This is a genomic window from Fibrisoma montanum (genome assembly GCF_003583365.1).
In the GTDB taxonomy this organism is placed as follows: domain Bacteria; phylum Bacteroidota; class Bacteroidia; order Cytophagales; family Spirosomataceae; genus Fibrisoma; species Fibrisoma montanum.
In genome coordinates this window covers 82,577-100,557 of sequence record NZ_QXED01000009.1, presented here as the reverse complement: position 1 = coordinate 100,557, position 17,981 = coordinate 82,577, and the positions used below count along the sequence as shown (strand labels likewise).

Genomic DNA, 17,981 nt, shown 5'->3' with positions numbered 1-17,981 from the left:
GGCTGACGACTCGTTTATTAAGCTAACTAACCAACGTATGAAAAATGGCTGTTCATTTATTATCTTTTTTAAGAGAGCAGTTTACGCCTTCGGTTATTGACCAACTCAGCGGTGAACTAAACGAAACGCCAGCCAATATTAAAAAGACTGTCGATGGAGCGCTGCCAACCCTGCTGGGCGGATTAACCCGGCGGGTACAGGCATCGGGCGGAGCATCCGGGATTATCGATTTTCTGGAAAAACGTGATTATGGCCGCACCCCGCTGGCCGTGGCGCAGGTAACGGATGCTCATCAGGAAACCGTCGAAACGTCGACCCAGGGGCAGGACTTTCTACGGCAGATATTCGGCTCCAATCTCGACCGGGCGGTCGATGTGCTGGGCCAGTATAGTGGTGTCAAACCGCTGTCAGCCCTGACGGTGCTGAGTCTGGCCGGGTCGGTGCTGATGGGAATTCTGGGGCGGCAGGAGCAGGATAAAGGCCTGACGGCGTCGAATCTGACCACGCTTCTGCTGGGCCAGGCCGACGAGTTCCGCACGAGCCTGCCGAGAGGATTGGAAGGCATTGCGACCCTGCTCGGCTTCGACAAGCTGCATACGCCCGCCGGCCCTCAGACCGAGGTGCAGGGGGCCGATAACTTCACGAGTACGGTTATCAACCCCAACATTCCGAAAAGCCCCGAAGGGGATCGTCGGCGCGAAAACGTGCGCTGGCTGCGCTGGGCCATGGTGGCTCTCGGTGTGCTGGTGGTGGGGCTGATCGTGCAGAAATGCCGCGAAGACCAGGATGGTATCAACGGGGTGTATACAGACACAACGCGTGCTACCGAGCGCGATGCGGTCGAGGATACGTCGGCGGCTACGAAGGAGAATATCCGGGGGGCCAACGGGCAGGTAGCCGATTCGACGGCGCCGGGAGCGCTGGGTATCCGCGACGAGGAAACCAACGCGGCCCGGCGGGATGTTGAGCTGCCGGGTGGACGGAGACTGAATCTGGTCGAAGGGTCGTTCAATGCGCAACTGGCTGAATTTCTGGCCAGCAAGCCGACGGACCTGGATCAGACATTCACGTTCGAAAACCTGACGTTCGAGACCAATTCGGCGCGGATTTCGGCCGAGTCGCAGCCCAATGTGAATGACCTGATACAGATCATGGAAGCGTATCCATCGCTGAACATCCGGATTGAAGGGCATACAGACAATACCGGTAACGCAGCGGCCAACAAGCAATTGTCGCTCGACCGGGCCAACGCCGTGAAGTCGGCCATAACGGCGGCCGGTATTCAGGCAAATCGCATTACAACACAAGGGTTTGGCTCGACCAAGCCGACAGCAAGCAACGACACGCCCGACGGCCGGGAGCAGAACCGGCGCATCGACGTAGTCGTTACCAAACTTTAATCAACGTTACTGAATCATGATACGCAACACACGGAGTCGAGTTCGGGCCGGACTATTGGCGGGCCTGATTACCCTGTCCAGCACAGTGTTTTTCAACTGTTCGGGCGATAATAAAGAAAACCAGGCCGAAAACGCAGCGGCTTCGGACACTACGATGGGCGTTATGGGCCGCCAGGGCGATACGACCATGTCGAGCATGGAGGGGCCCATTCAGGCACCACCCGATAGTGCCTCGCAAGGCCCGACTGTTCCGGCCGAGGTAAAAGTGACGCCCAGGCAATAGGTGTTCATTCAACGCAAAAAGGCGGGTATGACCCGCCTTTTTGCTATTTTTGCAGGCTTTACGCCCGGGCCGGTAGTGCCCGTTATCTTCCTGCTGTATGTTTGTTGACGCCATTGAGCGCATTGATCCCTTCACCCGTCCTCTTCATTCCATCGTTCGGCTATATGGTCACAACGAAATCATTCCGGGTAGTGCAACGCTGTTTTTCGTGAACGAAGAAGGCTGCGCTGTTACGTGCAAACACGTAGCCGAACTGATTACCAACGCCGATTCCATTTACCAGAACCACCTGAATTTTCTGGCCGAACGCCGGGCCGTGCAGCGGGAGAAAAATATCGCGCACCACCTGAGCCGGCTGGAAGAGAAGTACAGACTCCGGCCCGAAACGCTCGTGCGGGTACGGAACAGCTTCGTCAACTGCGTGGATGTGTTCCGGGAGGTGAGCATTGACCTGCACCCGACTCAGGATCTGGCCATTCTGCGATTCAGGGGGTATACTCGCACGCTGTACCGCTCCTACGCTACGTTCCTGCGCGACACCAGCCGCGTTAAGGTAGGCCGGAGTCTGTGCCGCCTGGGGTATCCGTTCCCGGATTTTACGAACTTCCGCTTCAACCCGGCCACCGACGACATTGAATGGACCACCGAAGGGCGAACGGCTTCGCCCCGCTTCCCGATCGATGGCATCATTACCCGACTGCTTACTGAAAACGGTGACGTGACGGGCATCGAAATGAGCACACCCGGTCTGCGCGGGCAGAGTGGTGGGCCGCTGTTCGATACCAATGGCCTGATTTATGGCATGCAATCGGCCACGCGGCACCTGCACCTGGGCTTCGATATTGAGAACCGCGACGTACTGGTCAACGGTCGCAAAACCCGCGTTTCCAACTATCCGTTCCTGAACGTAGGGCAGTGCGTTCACGTGGATGTGATCAAACAGTTTCTCCGTGAGCGGGGCGTGAAGTATTACGAAGGGTAAGCGGTCGGCACGGGTTTCCGCCAGGCCAGTGCGTTCGTTCAGTTGACGGTATTGGTAGTCGGATCTTGACAAGCCGCTTGATTTCAGATACCTTTGCCAGTATGAGAATGGCACCAATGTTATAAATCGTCCCGCCCGTTTGTCGTTCCGACAGACCGCCTTAGTCAAGGCCTTCGCTTTCTATTGCCCTCATTCAGGTTTTGTCAAATCAGCTGGTCAGGCACAGGTCTGCGTAGCAGCGCCTTTTAGTGGCACCTTGAGGTAATCCAGTCAAGGTCAGGCGCTGTGTATACGCGCTTGCCGGCCGCATAACGAATCATATATGCCAGGTATATTCTCAGAAAAACAGATCGAGCAATTCATTCAGGATGGATTCGTTCGCATTGATCGTGCGTTCTCCGGCCAACTTGCCGAGGAGGTGCGAACCATTTTGTGGCAGGACATGGATGGCGATCCCCACGATCCTGCTACGTGGACCAGGCCGGTCGTCTGGTTGGGTATGTACACCCAGAAACCCTTCGTCGACGCGGCCAATACGCCCGTTCTGCATCAGGCCTTTGACGAACTGGTAGGCCCGGGTCGGTGGGTAGCGCCGAAAGCTATGGGTTCGTTTCCCGTTCGTTTTCCCTCGCATGAGGAATCCGGCGATGACGGCTGGCACGTGGATGCCAGCTTTCCCGGAACCGACCCCTCCAACTACTTCGAGTGGCGGGTCAATGTGCGCTCGAAAGGAAGGGGTTTGCTGATGCTGTTTCTGTTTTCGGATGTCAGTGACGTTGACGCACCTACGCGGATTCGGGTGGGCTCACACCGGGACGTAGCGCGGTTGTTGCAGCCGGCCGGTGAGCAGGGCCTTTCCTTCGTGGAACTCGCCGGTAAGCTGAATCACCTGCCGGATCGTGAAGACGTCCTGGCAACCGGTGAAGCCGGTACGGTGTATTTATGCCACCCCTTTCTGGCGCATGCGGCTCAGAGGCATCAGGGGAGCGAGCCCCGGTTTCTGGCTCAGCCACCCTTGTTGCTGAGCGATGAGCTGCGACCTGAAGACAAAACCGTACGGCATTGGCCCGTAGAGGAAGCCATCCGGCTGGCTCTCCGTGAGTAGCGTAAACGGATGAAAGTGAACCAGGCCCCGACAACCCCTGGGGTCTGGTTTTAGTAGCTTGTCGGAGTTCCCGGCGGTCGGTCTACCGGTTGGCCGCAGCGTGTTTGGACAGCAACTGCAGCGTATGTTCCAGCGATCGGGTATCGCCCCATTCGTCATGACCCGGTACCACAATTTTGGCGGTGCCAAACTGAGTCTTTACCCGCCGGATGGAGTTCACCCATTCGTTCAGATTGGCATCCGCTACGTTACCCATACCGAAGGCACCAACGCTCTTCACGAAACAACCCCCATGCAGAATCTGCTCGTTGGGCAACCAGACCACGATGTTGTCGCTGGTGTGGCCTTCGCCGGGGAAATAGCACCGAATCGGTACCTGACCCACCGTAAACGTAGTATCATTGGGCAGAACGCTTTCGGGGGCGTCGTAGCCCAGCTTCACGGACTTTTGCGCCGTCAGAGGGGTACTGATGACGCGCACGCCGGCTTTCCGCATTTCGCTGATGCCGCCTACCCGGTCCTCGTGGGCGTGGGTGACGATGCACATCCGAACAGGTTGGCGCAGATTGTCGGCTACCCATTGCAGCAGCTGGCGGCTGTTGTCCGTATCGTCTTTGGTGTCCCAGCCCGTGTCAACCAGTACAATGCCGTCGCTCGTTTTGATAATTAGCCCGTTCGACGGAATTGAGTTGTTCTGGTACACCCCATACGTGGTGTGGACGTACACCCGGTCATTGAGCGGGGTAACGACGAGCTTCGGTTTTGGGGCTGGTTGAGTCCTGGCAAAACCCGTCAGAAGGGCAGCCAAAAAGAGAAGCGGCAGGATACGCATAGTTGGAAAGCGGGTTTCGACAATAAACCGGATTGTGATAAACAGGGACCATCGCTTACGGCTGATCGGGCCAATAAAGATAACGGAAAATAGGGTACAGCGGCCTGGCGAACCCCAATTCGCTTCAACATCAACTGTACGCCGTGATGAGCCAAGCGCCCGACCATGAACCAGCCCAATACCGCAAAACAGGTCGCTGCATAGTATGGCATTTAGCTGGCCAACTCCCGAATGGTGCTATGAGCTGAAGGGAGCATACGTAGGCAAATAGATTTGAATTTCTTAACTTTGTGTATGGCAGATCAACTAATACGTTCGGTTTCGGAGTTTAACAATGAGCTAAAGCTGAAAGGCTTTAACGCTTTTCGGATAGATGATGACAGTAATGCCACCCGCATCTACAGTCGGAAGGATTTTTACAAAATCTGCCTGACCACCGGCAAGAGCATCATTCATTATGCGGACCGGAGCTTTGAAGCCAACGATACCGTTTTGTTTTTCGGTAACCCGCATGTTCCGTACTCGTGGGAAACGATCTCAACCACGTATGTCGGCTATACCTGCCTGTTTTCGGAGGAGTTTCTTAAGCTGTCGGACCGGTCGGAGAGCCTGCAGCATTCGCCACTATTCAGGATCAGCGGTACGCCCATCTTCACGATCAGCCCACCGCAGCGCGAGTTTCTGAACACGATCTTCCAGCGCATGATCGAGGAGCAGCAGACGAATTATTCGTACAAGGATGATCTGATACGCAATTACATCCACCTGATCATTCACGAAGCGCTGAAATTAGAACCTTCCAGAAACTTTGACCAGCATAAGAACGCTGCTTCCCGAATCACTTCCGTTTTTCTGGAGCTTTTAGAGCGTCAGTTTCCCATTGAAACCACCGACCGCCCGTTGAAGCTGACCACGGCCCAGGACTACGCCAGGAACCTCAATGTTCATGTCAATTACCTGAACCGGGCCGTGAACGAGGTAACCGGCAAATCCACCACCGCTCATATTGCCGAACGGGTGCTCAGCGAGGCCAAGGCCCTCCTGCAGCATACCGACTGGAACATTTCCGATATTGCGTATGCCCTGGGCTTCGAGTATCCGTCCTATTTCAATAACTTCTTCAGGAAGTTCACGGGCACCAATCCCCGCAGCTTCCGCCTGGCGGAGGTTTGAAATGTATAAGTATTGGTTTGAATACTTTTACCCGGCTCCCTCGTTGCGGCTGTAGCTTTGCATCTGAATATAGGTATCAAGCAAAGCAAGCGTTATGATTGCAGCAAAAGGATATGCCGCCCAGACGAACGATTCAAGTCTGGCCCCCTGGAATTTCCAGCGTCGTGAGGTTGGGCCACACGACGTACAGTTTGACATTCTCTACTGCGGAGTCTGTCACTCCGACCTTCACCAGATTAAAGATGACTGGGGTGGCAGCATCTTCCCCATGGTTCCCGGTCACGAGATCGTCGGCCGGGTCGTCGCCGTTGGCGCTCAGGTAACCAGGTTCAACGTGGGCGATCTGGCCGGTACCGGGTGCATGGTCGATTCGTGCCGCACGTGTACATCCTGTCAGCAGGGCCTGGAACAGTACTGTCTCAACGGGAATAGCCAGACGTACAATGGCCTGGAGCAGGACCGGAAAACCCCTACGTATGGCGGCTACTCCAACACCATCGTCGTCAACGAAGACTTTGTACTGCACATTCCGGAGACGCTGGACCTGGCAGCTACGGCTCCGCTGCTTTGTGCGGGCATTACCACCTATTCGCCGTTGCGGCACTGGCAGGTGGGACCGGGTCATAAGCTGGCCGTTCTCGGTCTGGGTGGGTTGGGGCACATGGGCGTGAAATTTGGTGTAGCCTTCGGGGCCGACGTGACCGTTCTGAGTACATCGGCTGCCAAGGAAGCCGATGCTAAAAAACTCGGCGCTCATCATTTCGTGGTAACGAGTGATCCCGCCCAGCTGGAAGCCGTTAAAGGACAGTTTGACTTTATTCTGGATACGGTATCGGCTGAACATGATTACATGCAGTATCTGGCGCTGCTGAAAGTCGATGGTGTACACATCTGCGTGGGGGCTCCCCCAACCCCGGCTGCCATTCAGGCCCTTAGCCTCATCATTGGCCGGAAAAGTATCGCCGGTTCAAGTATTGGCAGCATCGCCGAAACGCAGGAAATGCTGGACTTCTGCGCCGAAACGGGCATCGTGTCGGATATCGAGACAATTGCCATCCGCGACATTCATCAGGCCTATGATCGGATGCTGAAGGGCGACGTTCGGTACCGGTTTGTGATCGACATGGCGACGCTGTAACGCGCTTTCGTACGGAGCGGCATGCCAGCCTGAGCGATTGATTCCGTATAGTCTGGGTGAAGACAATGGCCGGCCGAACGTTCTGGCCCACGCATCTAAGGCAACTCATTAACTCAACCTACATCACAATGAATACTACGTCTGATCAGGGAGGCAATTCCTCCCGGCGCAAATTCATCCGGCAATCGGCTTTGCTGAGTGCGGGTACCTTACTGGCTAGTGCGACCCCTTTCGTTGCTCAGGGTAACGCTTCCCTTCGGCCGCTCGCCAACGTAGCCACCAGAGGCTATGCCGCCCGCGACAAGTCGGGTAAGCTGAGTCCTTTCACGTTTGAACGTCGGCCGTTGGGCGACAACGACGTATTGATCGAGATAAAATACAGCGGCATTTGCCATTCGGACATTCACCAGATGCGCGGAGACTGGGGCCCGCAGCCCTATCCGCAGGTGCCGGGGCATGAGATTGCGGGCGTTGTTACGGCCGTCGGGAAGAACGTCACCAAGTTCAGGGTCGGCGATCAGGCGGGCGTCGGCTGTATGGTCGATAGCTGCATGACCTGCGAAAGCTGTACGCACGGTCTGGAACAGCACTGCGACAACGGCGCGACGCTGTTCACCTACGGTAACCCCGATAAAACCTCACCAACGGGCATTACACAGGGTGGATACGCGAACAATATCGTCGTCAGGGATCATTTCGCCATTAAGATTCCCAAAAGCATCCGACTCGAAGATGCCGCTCCTTTACTCTGCGCGGGCATCACGACCTACTCGCCCCTGATGAAAGCCAATCTCAAAAAAGGCGATAAAGTGGGTGTGGCGGGCATTGGTGGCCTGGGCCATCTGGCCATTAAACTGGCCGTATCCAAAGGGGCTGAGGTCTATGCGTTTACTACGTCTCCCGAGAAGGTGGCCGACATTCGCTCTTTCGGCGCTAAAGAAGTCATTGTGGTGGATGATGTGGCCCGGCTGAAACCCTACCGCAAAACACTGGATTACATGATTGCCACGATTCCGGCTCAGTATGACGTAGCGGCTTACGCGTCCTGCGTGAAGGTGGATGGAACGTATACGCAGGTTGGTATGCCGGTTGGCTTTCAACTAACGATCAGCAACATCGGCTTAGCCAATGACCGGGTCAACTTCCGGGCATCGCTCATCGGCGGTATTCCCGAAACCCAGGAAGTGATGGATTACTGCGCGGCTAATAAAATTGTCCCCAGGATTCAGGTGATCAAAGCCGGGGAGATCAATGACGCCTGGCAAAAAGTGATTGACAAACAAGCCCGTTACCGCTACGTGATCGATGCCGCAACGATCTGATCACCGCCGGCTGAAACGATACTGGCGCTTTTCCCACGTTTGTCGTTAGCCTGGCTTGTAACATGACGGACAGCAGCGTAGCGCAGCCGTGACCGCCGTCAAAAACCCGGTTGCCGGCCGCCTTTGAACCGGAATAGAGAAGCAAACAATATGAATGAGTTCAGTAAACAAACCGACATTTTCCAGCGAATGCGAGCCGGTGAGCCACTCCGAAAAGATGACCCGGAGTATGCCCGGTTCGCCGAAGTCGTTGCCCGGACCATAAAGCTATGCGTTGCGATGAACGCTACGGCAACCGGCGTTGACCAGGTACGCGAGCGGTTGAGCAACATTATAGGCACGGAAGTGGATGCGTCCACAACGGTGTTTCCGCCGTTCTACACCAACTTTGGCCGGTTCATTAGCCTGGGTAAAAACGTCTTTATCAACCACAACTGTTCGTTTCTGGATATTGGCGGCATCACCATCGAAGACGATGTGCAGATCGGCCCCAGCGTCAATCTTACGTCCGAGAGCCATCCGCTCGACCCCGCAGACCGTAAGACTGTTCTGCCCAGGCCGGTGGTGATCAAACGGAATGCGTGGATCGGTGCCGGGGCTACCATTTTGCCGGGGGTAACGGTTGGCGAAAACGCGGTTGTGGCAGCGGGGGCGGTGGTGAGCCGGGACGTACCGCCGAATACGGTCGTTGCGGGAGTTCCGGCCAAGGTCGTCAAAGCGGTATAACATACCTGCCTGTTAGGTATCTACCACCAGGTCCCCGATCTGGAGACAACCCGTCATTCGGAAGACGTTGTGTTCAGATCGGGGACCTGGTGATTACCATTTATTTCAGCAACAGGTCGATCAGTTCATCACTCAGGTTGCCCGCTTTTTCTACGTACGGCCCCCCGGTAAGAACGCCCAGATTGATGCCAATGAAGACGTACAGCTGCCTGGCAGGGAAATAGTACAAGCCGCAACCGGCCCCAATACCGGCCCCGCCGTGTCCATACCCGACGTGGCCGGAGAGCCTGGCGTATTCCAGACCCATGCCATAAGCCGGCTGACCGTCCCGGTCGTTAACCCAGGTCGTCATTTCCTTCAGACTCTGGGCCGACACAAGCTGACCCTCGTTCAGACCGCGCAGAAACTTGACGTAATCGGTTGGCGAAGCAATGATGCCGTCATCGCCGTTCATACTGCCGACGTTGACGCGCTGCATCTGCGTAATATTCTCTAGTTTTCCATTACCAAAGCGATCAAAGTAGCTGTCGACCAGAGTAGGCTGATTCAGATACGTAGCGGAGTTGTGGTAGAAGGTTTGTTGCAGACCCAGTGGTTCGAGGATGCTCTGCTGAATCAGACGAGCGTGGTCGCCCTGCACCTGATCGGCGATCAACGCCAGCAGCAGGTAGTTGGTGTTGGCGTAACGGGAGTAGCTTCCCGATGGAAAGAGCAGCGGTTGCTTCGCTACGTAGGCCAACAGCTCCTCACTCGTGTAGGACTTCAGGGGATTTTGTAACAGCGATGCCACAAACTCGGCGTTGTCGGTGTAATCGGCAATCCCCGACGTATGAGTCAATAGCATTCGGACCGTAATCTTGTCGGCATCCGTGATTTTAGCCCTGATACCTGGCGACAGGTACCGGCTGATCGGGGCGTTCAGGTCTATTTTACCGGCTTCTGCCAGTTTGAGTATCGCCACCGCCGTGTAGGTCTTGGCTACGCTCTGCCCATACTGCAAATGACAGACCTGCATGGGTGTTTTGGTTTCGAGGTTGGCGTAGCCCGATGCTCCCGCCCAGTAGCCTTCCTGGGGAGTATAAACCGCAACCGCTACGCCGGGAATTCCGGCTCTGGTGTAGCGGTCCAGCAACTGCTGAATCGGCTGAGCTTTTGAATAACTGGCGTTTAGTGGGGTCGCTTCCTGACAGATAGCCGTCGCTACGTTCTGGTCAAGGGGCTCGCAGGCCAGCGTAAAAGCCAGCAGTCCCCCCAGCGCGAGGAATGATTTCATGGTAGTGTTCAATTAGTAGTTGAAGTGAATGTGTGCACCGACTTGCAGCAGTTGGTTGGGCACAACCGGAACAGAGGGATTATACCCCGCCAGTGCAAAGAACTGATAGCCGACAAACGGAGCTACCAGCGACGGGCCGTTGTAGCCAATGGACAGGCCCAGCGGCACCATCAGGAGGCCTTTACCGGTTCGGCCCGCCGGTTGCCACTGCCCCTCTTTCAGCACCAGGGTTGTGTTGGGGTGAAACGTATAGTTCCAGCCTACGCCCGCTTTCAGGTCTGCATAAACGGGGCCGAAGTGGGGGCGGTAACCGGCCTGGGTGACGATGAATAGCCCGTCGCCCGCGTAGCGATTGCGGTAGTAGCCGGCCTGAATCGACTGGAGCAGATTTCCCCGCCGGTTGTAGCGGTATTCGGTGCCCAGCGCCAGACCGGGATTGGCGAACGCAGGACGTATATTTCCAACCGGTAAGGCCAGCGAATGAAACTGCACGCTCACCATAAGTGGCCAGCTCATGCGCCCGGCCGGAAGGAGCTCGCTACCGTTACGTTGCGCCCGGCTCACCGACGGATGCAGAGCGGCCAGCCAGATGAAAATGAATAGTGTCTTCTTCATGTTGTTTTACTGTTTGCCAGCAAAGGAAGAAGACGAAAAGGCCTTTAATTGAGCGCAGAAGGCTGTTTTTCGGTGAGATGTAGCGAAATAACCGGTGAACTGTCGGTGATTTCGTCGGGCGAAAACCACTTTTTGAACGCCATAGCTTTGGTGCGGCTAACCGAAACCTGATCCGCGATGCCCGATCCGGTGTTCAACCGAACGCTGAGTTTGCCGTTTTCCAAGCGGGCAAAACCGGCAATGATCTGGCGATGCAACAGGTACTGCCGGTTCAGCCGGAAAAACGACTGCGCCGGCAGGGTTTCCTCTAACTTATCCAGCGACTGATCGAGTACGTACCGTTTTGCCTGGTCCGTAACCAGAATTGTGTACTCATCCTCGACGCAGAACCCAGCCATCTGCTCGTACAAAATCAGATCACTCTGCTTCCCCAGCCGAACGACCAGACCCGGTTGCGGCAGACTCGGTGCGGGCTGACTATCCTCCAGCTGGCTACGCTCGATCTGCTGAAGCCTGTAGTAGAAATACGCGCCGATGTAAATGCCGTTGACAACCAGAATCCAGATGGAGATGATAAAGATGTCGTGGGTGTAGAAACTGCTGGGCACCGGTTTGTCGGTGGCGATGGCGTTGACCAGCTCGGTGAGAGCGATGATGATGCCGATGCCAACACCGACCGTCAGTGTACATTGCAGCACTACCCGTTTCCAGAGACTCCGCTCGTAGGGGAAGGGGCCATCCAGGTAACGAATAATCTGACGAAACACCCACCAGGCCGCGTACCCTTCCAGCGTGTCGATGACAAACGTCAGCGGCAGCAGCCAGCCGGGCGGCAAATGCGTGTAGGTCAGGTAGTAGGTAATGACGTTGATACACGGAATCAGGATCAGAAACAGCCGGCGATCACGAAACGATTTCGACATACGTAGTCCTCTGAAATGGTACGACAAAGTTGGGCTTTCTGCGGCTCTGGCCGAACAAAAATTGTATGAGAGGCACTTCTGAACTTGTCATGGTCCATTCAATCAGCGGTGAATGCCGCGGTCGACCATGATTGCTATCCGTGTTCTATTGCCTGGTTGTTTGAGTTTTTGTAGACCGGATGTAGTTTTTGAGCCTTAGCGACTACTAACTGGTAGGTTGCAGTACAAACCCCTAACGATCTGATCGATGGCCAGCCAGTTTGAAAAACCATTTCTTGACGAGGTCAACGCCCACCTAGGCATAGCTCATAAGGTCTGCCGGATGTACTGTCAGGATCCTGACGAGCGGGCCGATTTGCTCCAGGAGATGCTCTATCAGCTTTGGAAATCATACCCTGGTTTTGGCGGGCGCTCCAGTTTCACTACCTGGATGTACCGGGTCTGCTTGAACACGGCGCTGACCTGGTACAGGAAAACTACCCGCAAAAACTGGGAAAGTCTTTCGCTCAGCCACCAGCAGATTCCTGAGCCGCCGACTGATCCCGAAGAAGAGCAACGGCAGGCCCTTTTTCGGGCGATCGCCACTTTGTCTCCTCTAAATAAAGCCATCGTGCTCTTGTACCTGGACGAGGTAAGCTACGAGGAGATTGCCAGCATTACCGGTCTGACAAAGTCCAACGTAAGCGTACGGTTAGTACGAATCAAAAAAGAACTGGAAGCACAACTGAAAAAACAAGCAAACTCGCTTGACAATGTCAACTCTTGATCAATTGAAAAAACACTGGGAGCAGTCCAGCCCAACGCCCGCTTCTGTCGGAGCGGCATCGCTCGACGAAGCCACCCTCCGGAAAATCGTTACGACCAGGGTACGGAAGCATACGCAAGCAAGCTTTACCTATTTCTGGGCCTCCTTTACCCTGCAGCTACTGGTGTATGCGTTGTTGAGCCACGTTCTGATAAAGTACTGGCCACAAACGCAGGTTCGCCTGCTGAGCCTGTTGGGTATCGGGCTATACATTCCCTTCACCATTGTTCTGATGAACAAATTCAAGCGGGTTGCCAGGGGGCAGCTTAAGGGAAAACTGCCGTCCTCGGTTCGCGATTACCTGTCGGAGCAGTACCAGTTACTGAACAGCTTTTTTCGCTTCAAAAAACGGTACGAGCTGGTGCTCATTCCGGTCAGTGCGGCCATAGGTGTTGTTCTGGTTTTTATGCTGTACGTACCGGGAGGAGTGCAGGCCTATCCGGAAGGTGCGCTCATAACCTACACCCTCACGTTGGTGTCCTGCTACGGCGCTATCCGTGCCGAAAACAGGAAAAGCTTTATCCGGCCGCTTCAGCAGCTCAGGGACCTGTTAGGCGAGTATCAGGAGTGAAACGGATGACAACGACCTTATGCCTACCGGTAAGAACAGCCTGGGCAGTAAGTAGCCCCTTCAACGCTACGTGCGACCCCTCTGGGTTTACGAGTTAGCTGCGAATGGCCGGGCAGGTATGCATAAAACGTTTTGCTGATCGGTACGACCTATTTAATGCGGAAGGTAATGCCCAACGTAAAACTATGCCCATCGCTCGGAAACGCGTTTACCCTACGTTTCGGCCAGCCCCTGAATCGCCCAGCGTTTGCCAAGCCGATACTGGGCGCCTAAGCCTGCACTCAACATACCATACGTAAACTGATCTCTATACCGTACAAAACGGATTGAATTCGGACTTTCCTCAACCGTGCGGTAAAAGCCGTAGTTGGCCTAACCATAGTAATAACCTGCCTGGCCAAACAGGGAGAACGTACTGGTTCGCAGGAAATGGTATTGCGTGAATAGACCTGCGCCGACGTACTGGTTACCATCAGGCCCATTGTAATTGTAGCGTCCCTCGGCACCAATTGCCCACCCTTTCCTGATGAAATATTTTGCATAAGGCGTAGCCCGTAAATAACCACCGATCCGGTTGCCGTAACCAGCCGAAGCGCCGAGGCCAATCTGAAGTTGGCCTGGCTCAATCCAGGAATTGGTTGTTGGTGACTGTGCCCATCCGGTAAGAGACAGCAAAAGACATACTGCAAGCAGAAAGTTTTTCATAAACCCTGAGTTTGATCTACGGGCAAAGGTATTTTAGTCAATCTATAGGTTTACTTAGTTAACTTATTTTAACAGGCTCTGGGTGATCAATGCAATGCCAGGACAATCAGTTTCTCAACGTTACGTCTTCCAGCTTGATGCGAAATAAACCGTCGTGAAAGCGGGCTACCGCAGAGTGGGAGTCGTATTGATTCAACTTCTCATCGAGGTCGAATGAAAACCGACCTTCGACGACATTCGCCAGTCGATCATACCGCGTGATACGGACCCAGCCAGGCCTACGCCCTTCGAACCAGTAGTTTTTTACGACGCCACTCTTATTAATTAACAGCCTGCTCTCTCCGGCCCGTCTGCATAGGGCACCAGAGGGAGCAGGCTGTTAAAGACGTAAAAGGTCTTGATCCGTTCTGGGAACGTTTTCAGCTTACAAATCGCTGATCTGGATCATCATACGGAAGCGTTCGGCCCCTTCGTAAGCGGGTTCAAATTTACCAATGGTCGCCTGAGTGTACTCCTGGCCTTTGTTCCGAATCCGGATGGCTAATGGTTTCTGAGTGGACAGTTGCCGCGCCGTAATCGAGTACTTTCCCAAAGGTACATCATCCACATAATACCCATTAAGCTTTGTGGTTATAGTTTTACCGGTGCTGCCGTCAATCAGGGGGCCGCTGGGTCTGAAGGTTAGTTCAACATCCGAAAACTCAACTGCTTTTGTCCAGTTGTCAACTTCTGCCTGACCACCATAATAGCCTTCGTCGCCAAAGTTGCCCGTACGGTCGCCCGACGTTTTTAGCCGGAGGTTTTTGACTGATCCCTGATCGGCGTCGAAAGCGCCATCTTTCTCAGTAAATAAGGGCAGAGTATACGCTTGTCCGTCGTATTTTACCTTGACCGTTCCCCGGACGTAGAACGACCCAACGAGTGGTCCAGACGTTAGTTTGAGTTTGTAGTTGCCGTTTGCATCGGTGTACCCTACCACATTGTTACTGTAGGTCCCTGTGTTATTAGCCACAATTTCAGCCCCCTCTATGGGGTTTCCTAACCTGTCGACGGCTTTACCAGTAACATACCCCCCCTGCGTATGCTCACCCCCAGCGGGTACGACATCATCCGATTTTTTACAGGCTGCCAGATTCAAAAGACAAGCCACAATACTTATCCAGATAGTAATTTTCATGCGTGTAGAAACGAGTTTATGGCTCGAAACTATTACCTCCGCACCCGATCAGAAATTCGTTTGGGCCTGAGTTGTTAAATTCTCATTGTCAACTGCATCATGTTGGAGACGAAGCGTTTCTATACGTATAAGCTTTTAGCGGGTAAAGCTAAACCACGGAAATGACGCATTGGAGCACCAGCTCAGCCACCTCCACTGCTTGTCGTAGTTGTAGGCCCCGTAACGCTTTACCGGACGCTTGCGAGATTAGTACTCTTCCAATTTAATGCTTGAATTCCTGATGGGCGCACCCGATGGACAGTGGCATTGATCGGGCATAAGCGGTACGCTCGGCCTGATCAACGCCATTGAACGACTGGCTAAAGTTTGGACCATTCGGCAGAACTACGGTACTTAGGCCGTATCTTTGGGGGGCCAACACTCGTTTTATGTCCCAACCTACAACCAGTACGGTTCAGCAGACAACGCTTACCGCCGATGCGGTTTCGTTACTTAAACGCCTGATCGCTACGCCGTCGTTCAGCCGGGAAGAAGCCCAGACGGCAGCTCTGATCAATGACTTCTTTACTCAACATCAGATTCCGGTTCAGTGCCTGAAAAACAACCTGTGGGCGTATAACCGCTATTTCGACCCGGCCAAACCGACCCTGCTGCTCAACTCGCACCATGATACGGTGAAACCGAACAAGTCCTGGACACTCGATCCCTTTGAGCCTCTGGAACGCGACGGCAAACTGTACGGCCTGGGTTCCAACGACGCTGGGGGGTGTCTGGTATCGCTGCTGGCTGCCTTCTGCTTTTTCTACGACCGGCCCGACATGGCCTATAACATCGTGATGGCCGCCACCGCCGAGGAAGAGATCTCCGGTCGGGATGGGCTGGAAATTGTTGCGCCCGAACTGCCGCCGATCAGTTTCGCCATCGTGGGCGAGCCGACCGAAATGCAACTGGCTATTGCCGAAAAGGGGCTGCTTGTACTCGATTGCACCGCCCACGGCCGCAGTGGCCATGCCGCCCGCGATGAAGGCGATAACGCCATCTACCGCGCTATTCGGGACATCAACTGGCTGACGACGTACCAGTTCCCGAAAGTCTCGCCGACGCTGGGACCAATCAAAATGTCGGTAACGATCATCAACGCCGGTACGCAGCACAACGTCGTGCCGGATGCCTGTACCTTTACCGTCGATGTGCGCGTAACCGAGCAGTACACTCTGGAAGAGGTGATCGACACGATCAAGGCTCACATCGAATCCGAGGTCAAGCCACGCTCCATCCGGCTGAAGCCGTCGAGTATCCCGGCCGATCACCCCATCGTGCGGGCGGGGCTGGCGTTGGGTCGGCACACCTACGGCTCACCAACTACTTCCGATCAGGCCCTGCTCGATTGCCCGTCGCTCAAGTGTGGGCCAGGGCATTCGGGGCGGTCACATTCGGCCGACGAGTTTATCTACCTCCACGAAATTGAAGCGGGAATTGACGGATACATCCGGATGCTGGAACAAGTGCTTTGACAAACGCTGAACGTATCGCTCCTTTGAAAAATCGGCTTACTTTTGCTGAAACTATCTACTTACTGTAACTAAAAGGAAACTATGATCAAGCAATTGTTGGGCGGTTTATTCAGCATCCATCTTCTGGCTGCTACCTTCGTTGCCGCGCAACCAACTCCCACACCCCGCCAGATAGCCTGGCAGCAATCAGAAACCACTGCCTTCCTGCACTTTACGGTCAATACGTTCACCGATAAGGAGTGGGGTGATGGAACAGAGACACCGGCGCAGTTTAACCCAGCGAAGCTCGACGCCCGGCAGTGGATCAAAGCCCTGAAGGACGCTGGTTTCAAAACCGCCATCATCACGGCCAAACACCACGATGGTTTCTGCCTGTGGCCGTCAGCCTCAACCGACCATTCCGTTAAAAACAGTCCCTGGCGCGATGGCAAGGGCGATGTCGTTCGGGAGGTCGCCGATGCCTGCCGCGAATTTGGGGTAAAGTTCGGTTTTTATCTTTCCCCCTGGGATCGTCACGATCCGCGTTACGGAACGGCCGAATACAATGAGTTGTACAAGAGTCAGCTCCGCGAACTGCTGACCAACTACGGCGAAGTGGCCGAAGTATGGTTCGACGGGGCCAAGGGTGAGAACGCCCGGGATATGGCCTATGACTTCAATGGATACTGGGCGCTGGTGCGCGAACTGCAGCCCAACGCGGTCATGTTCTCCGACGTAGGCCCGGATGTTCGGTGGGTCGGCAACGAGGCTGGTAACGCGGGCGAAACCTGCTGGTCGACCATCAACACCGACGGGATGGCCCCCGGCAAGGCTGATCCGAAATACCTCAACCAGGGCGACAAGTACGGTAAATACTGGATTCCGGCCGAAACCGACGTATCGATTCGCCCGGGCTGGTTCTATCACCCCGCCGAGGATACCAAAGTCCGGTCGGCTCAGGACCTGGTCAACCTGTACTACCAGTCGGTGGGCCGTAACAGCCTGTTGCTGCTGAACGTACCGCCCAACCGGGATGGGCTGCTGTCGGAGCCGGATGTGGCCAGCCTGCGCGAATTTCGGAGTATTCTCGACGAAACGTTCAAAACAAATTTTGTGAGTGGGAGTCCCAGTCTGACCGACGATCAGCTGAAAACGTACGTTACGTTGTCGACCAACCAGCCCGTTGAAATTGACCTGGGTCGGGAGCAGACCTTCGACCGGATTGCTATCCAGGAAAACATTCTGAACGGCCAGCGGATCGCCAGCGGGCAGGTCGAGTATTGGATAAACGACACGTGGCAGCCCCTGAAGACCTTCACGACCGTAGGCTACAAACGGCTGCTGCGGTTTGCCCCCGTAAAAAGCCGGAAAATTCGCCTGACGATCATGGACGCTACCGGTCCGGTTCAACTGGCCGAAGCCGGGGTATACAAAGCCTCTCCGCGCGAATAGTCCGTT

The 17,981-nt window shown here is 54.8% G+C and carries 18 protein-coding genes; 12 read left to right on the top strand and 6 right to left on the bottom strand.

Annotation, left to right across the window (positions count from 1 at the left end):
* The first annotated feature begins 44 nt into the window (after positions 1-44).
* From DYU11_RS26215 to DYU11_RS26200, 4 genes are all read left to right on the top strand, one after another.
* Positions 45-1,400, top strand: a complete 1,356-nt coding sequence (locus tag DYU11_RS26215; RefSeq protein WP_119670705.1) for an OmpA family protein — start codon at positions 45-47, stop codon at positions 1,398-1,400.
* 16 nt (positions 1,401-1,416) lie between these two features.
* Complete coding sequence (locus DYU11_RS26210) at positions 1,417-1,683, top strand: hypothetical protein (RefSeq protein ID WP_147368039.1); 267 nt, start codon at positions 1,417-1,419, stop codon at positions 1,681-1,683.
* A gap of 97 nt (positions 1,684-1,780) precedes the next feature.
* A complete protein-coding gene (locus DYU11_RS26205) occupies positions 1,781-2,665 on the top strand; it encodes a trypsin-like peptidase domain-containing protein (RefSeq protein WP_119670703.1) in 885 nt (294 codons plus the stop codon).
* A 322-nt stretch (positions 2,666-2,987) separates the two neighbouring features.
* Positions 2,988-3,770, top strand: a complete 783-nt coding sequence (locus DYU11_RS26200) for a phytanoyl-CoA dioxygenase family protein (protein WP_119670702.1) — start codon at positions 2,988-2,990, stop codon at positions 3,768-3,770.
* A gap of 82 nt (positions 3,771-3,852) precedes the next feature.
* On the opposite strand, the gene bla is transcribed toward DYU11_RS26200, so the two are convergent.
* On the bottom strand, positions 3,853-4,602 hold the full coding sequence (gene bla / locus DYU11_RS26195; RefSeq protein ID WP_119670701.1) for a subclass B1 metallo-beta-lactamase: 750 nt from the start codon (positions 4,600-4,602) through the stop codon (positions 3,853-3,855).
* A gap of 294 nt (positions 4,603-4,896) precedes the next feature.
* On the opposite strand from bla, the gene DYU11_RS26190 reads away from it, so the two are divergent.
* From DYU11_RS26190 to DYU11_RS26175, 4 genes are all read left to right on the top strand, one after another.
* Positions 4,897-5,775 (top strand): helix-turn-helix domain-containing protein, encoded by an 879-nt coding sequence (locus tag DYU11_RS26190; RefSeq protein WP_119670700.1) that lies wholly within the window; start codon positions 4,897-4,899, stop codon positions 5,773-5,775.
* 94 nt (positions 5,776-5,869) lie between these two features.
* Complete coding sequence (locus DYU11_RS26185; protein WP_119670699.1) at positions 5,870-6,913, top strand: NAD(P)-dependent alcohol dehydrogenase; 1,044 nt, start codon at positions 5,870-5,872, stop codon at positions 6,911-6,913.
* A gap of 128 nt (positions 6,914-7,041) precedes the next feature.
* Entirely contained in the window at positions 7,042-8,235 is a 1,194-nt protein-coding gene (locus tag DYU11_RS26180; protein WP_119670698.1) for an NAD(P)-dependent alcohol dehydrogenase, read from the top strand.
* 150 nt (positions 8,236-8,385) lie between these two features.
* Positions 8,386-8,961, top strand: a complete 576-nt coding sequence (locus DYU11_RS26175; protein ID WP_119670697.1) for a DapH/DapD/GlmU-related protein — start codon at positions 8,386-8,388, stop codon at positions 8,959-8,961.
* Between the two features lie 100 nt (positions 8,962-9,061).
* On the opposite strand, the gene DYU11_RS26170 is transcribed toward DYU11_RS26175, so the two are convergent.
* The 3 genes from DYU11_RS26170 to DYU11_RS26160 are packed head-to-tail and all read right to left on the bottom strand — an operon-like array spanning position 9,062 to position 11,772.
* Positions 9,062-10,234 carry a serine hydrolase domain-containing protein gene (locus tag DYU11_RS26170; RefSeq protein ID WP_119670696.1) on the bottom strand — a complete coding sequence of 391 codons (1,173 nt, stop codon included), beginning with the start codon at positions 10,232-10,234 and terminating at the stop codon, positions 9,062-9,064.
* A gap of 12 nt (positions 10,235-10,246) precedes the next feature.
* Positions 10,247-10,849 carry a hypothetical protein gene (locus DYU11_RS26165; RefSeq protein WP_119670695.1) on the bottom strand — a complete coding sequence of 201 codons (603 nt, stop codon included), beginning with the start codon at positions 10,847-10,849 and terminating at the stop codon, positions 10,247-10,249.
* Positions 10,850-10,893: 44 nt separating this feature from the next.
* On the bottom strand, positions 10,894-11,772 hold the full coding sequence (locus DYU11_RS26160; RefSeq protein WP_119670694.1) for a LytR/AlgR family response regulator transcription factor: 879 nt from the start codon (positions 11,770-11,772) through the stop codon (positions 10,894-10,896).
* Between the two features lie 247 nt (positions 11,773-12,019).
* Between DYU11_RS26160 and DYU11_RS26155 the strand changes: the two genes are divergently transcribed.
* Both DYU11_RS26155 and DYU11_RS26150 read left to right on the top strand, forming a co-directional pair.
* The gene (locus tag DYU11_RS26155) at positions 12,020-12,538 is read left to right on the top strand and encodes an RNA polymerase sigma factor (RefSeq protein WP_119670693.1); all 519 of its coding nucleotides are present in this window, start codon (positions 12,020-12,022) and stop codon (positions 12,536-12,538) included.
* On the top strand, positions 12,525-13,148 hold the full coding sequence (locus DYU11_RS26150) for a hypothetical protein (RefSeq protein WP_119670692.1): 624 nt from the start codon (positions 12,525-12,527) through the stop codon (positions 13,146-13,148). The genes DYU11_RS26155 and DYU11_RS26150 overlap by 14 nt, the downstream gene beginning before the upstream one ends.
* A gap of 372 nt (positions 13,149-13,520) precedes the next feature.
* Here DYU11_RS26150 and DYU11_RS26145 read toward each other — a convergent pair whose 3' ends face one another.
* Both DYU11_RS26145 and DYU11_RS26140 read right to left on the bottom strand, forming a co-directional pair.
* On the bottom strand, positions 13,521-13,853 hold the full coding sequence (locus tag DYU11_RS26145) for a hypothetical protein (protein ID WP_119670691.1): 333 nt from the start codon (positions 13,851-13,853) through the stop codon (positions 13,521-13,523).
* Between the two features lie 424 nt (positions 13,854-14,277).
* Positions 14,278-15,030: an Ig-like domain-containing protein gene (locus tag DYU11_RS26140; RefSeq protein WP_119670690.1), complete on the bottom strand. Its 753-nt coding sequence runs from the start codon at positions 15,028-15,030 to the stop codon at positions 14,278-14,280.
* A gap of 428 nt (positions 15,031-15,458) precedes the next feature.
* Here DYU11_RS26140 and DYU11_RS26135 point away from each other — a divergent pair, with 428 nt between their 5' ends.
* Positions 15,459-16,544 (top strand): M20 family metallo-hydrolase, encoded by a 1,086-nt coding sequence (locus tag DYU11_RS26135; RefSeq protein ID WP_119670689.1) that lies wholly within the window; start codon positions 15,459-15,461, stop codon positions 16,542-16,544.
* An 81-nt stretch (positions 16,545-16,625) separates the two neighbouring features.
* Positions 16,626-17,975 (top strand): alpha-L-fucosidase, encoded by a 1,350-nt coding sequence (locus DYU11_RS26130; RefSeq protein WP_119670688.1) that lies wholly within the window; start codon positions 16,626-16,628, stop codon positions 17,973-17,975.
* The last annotated feature ends 6 nt before the right edge of the window (positions 17,976-17,981 follow it).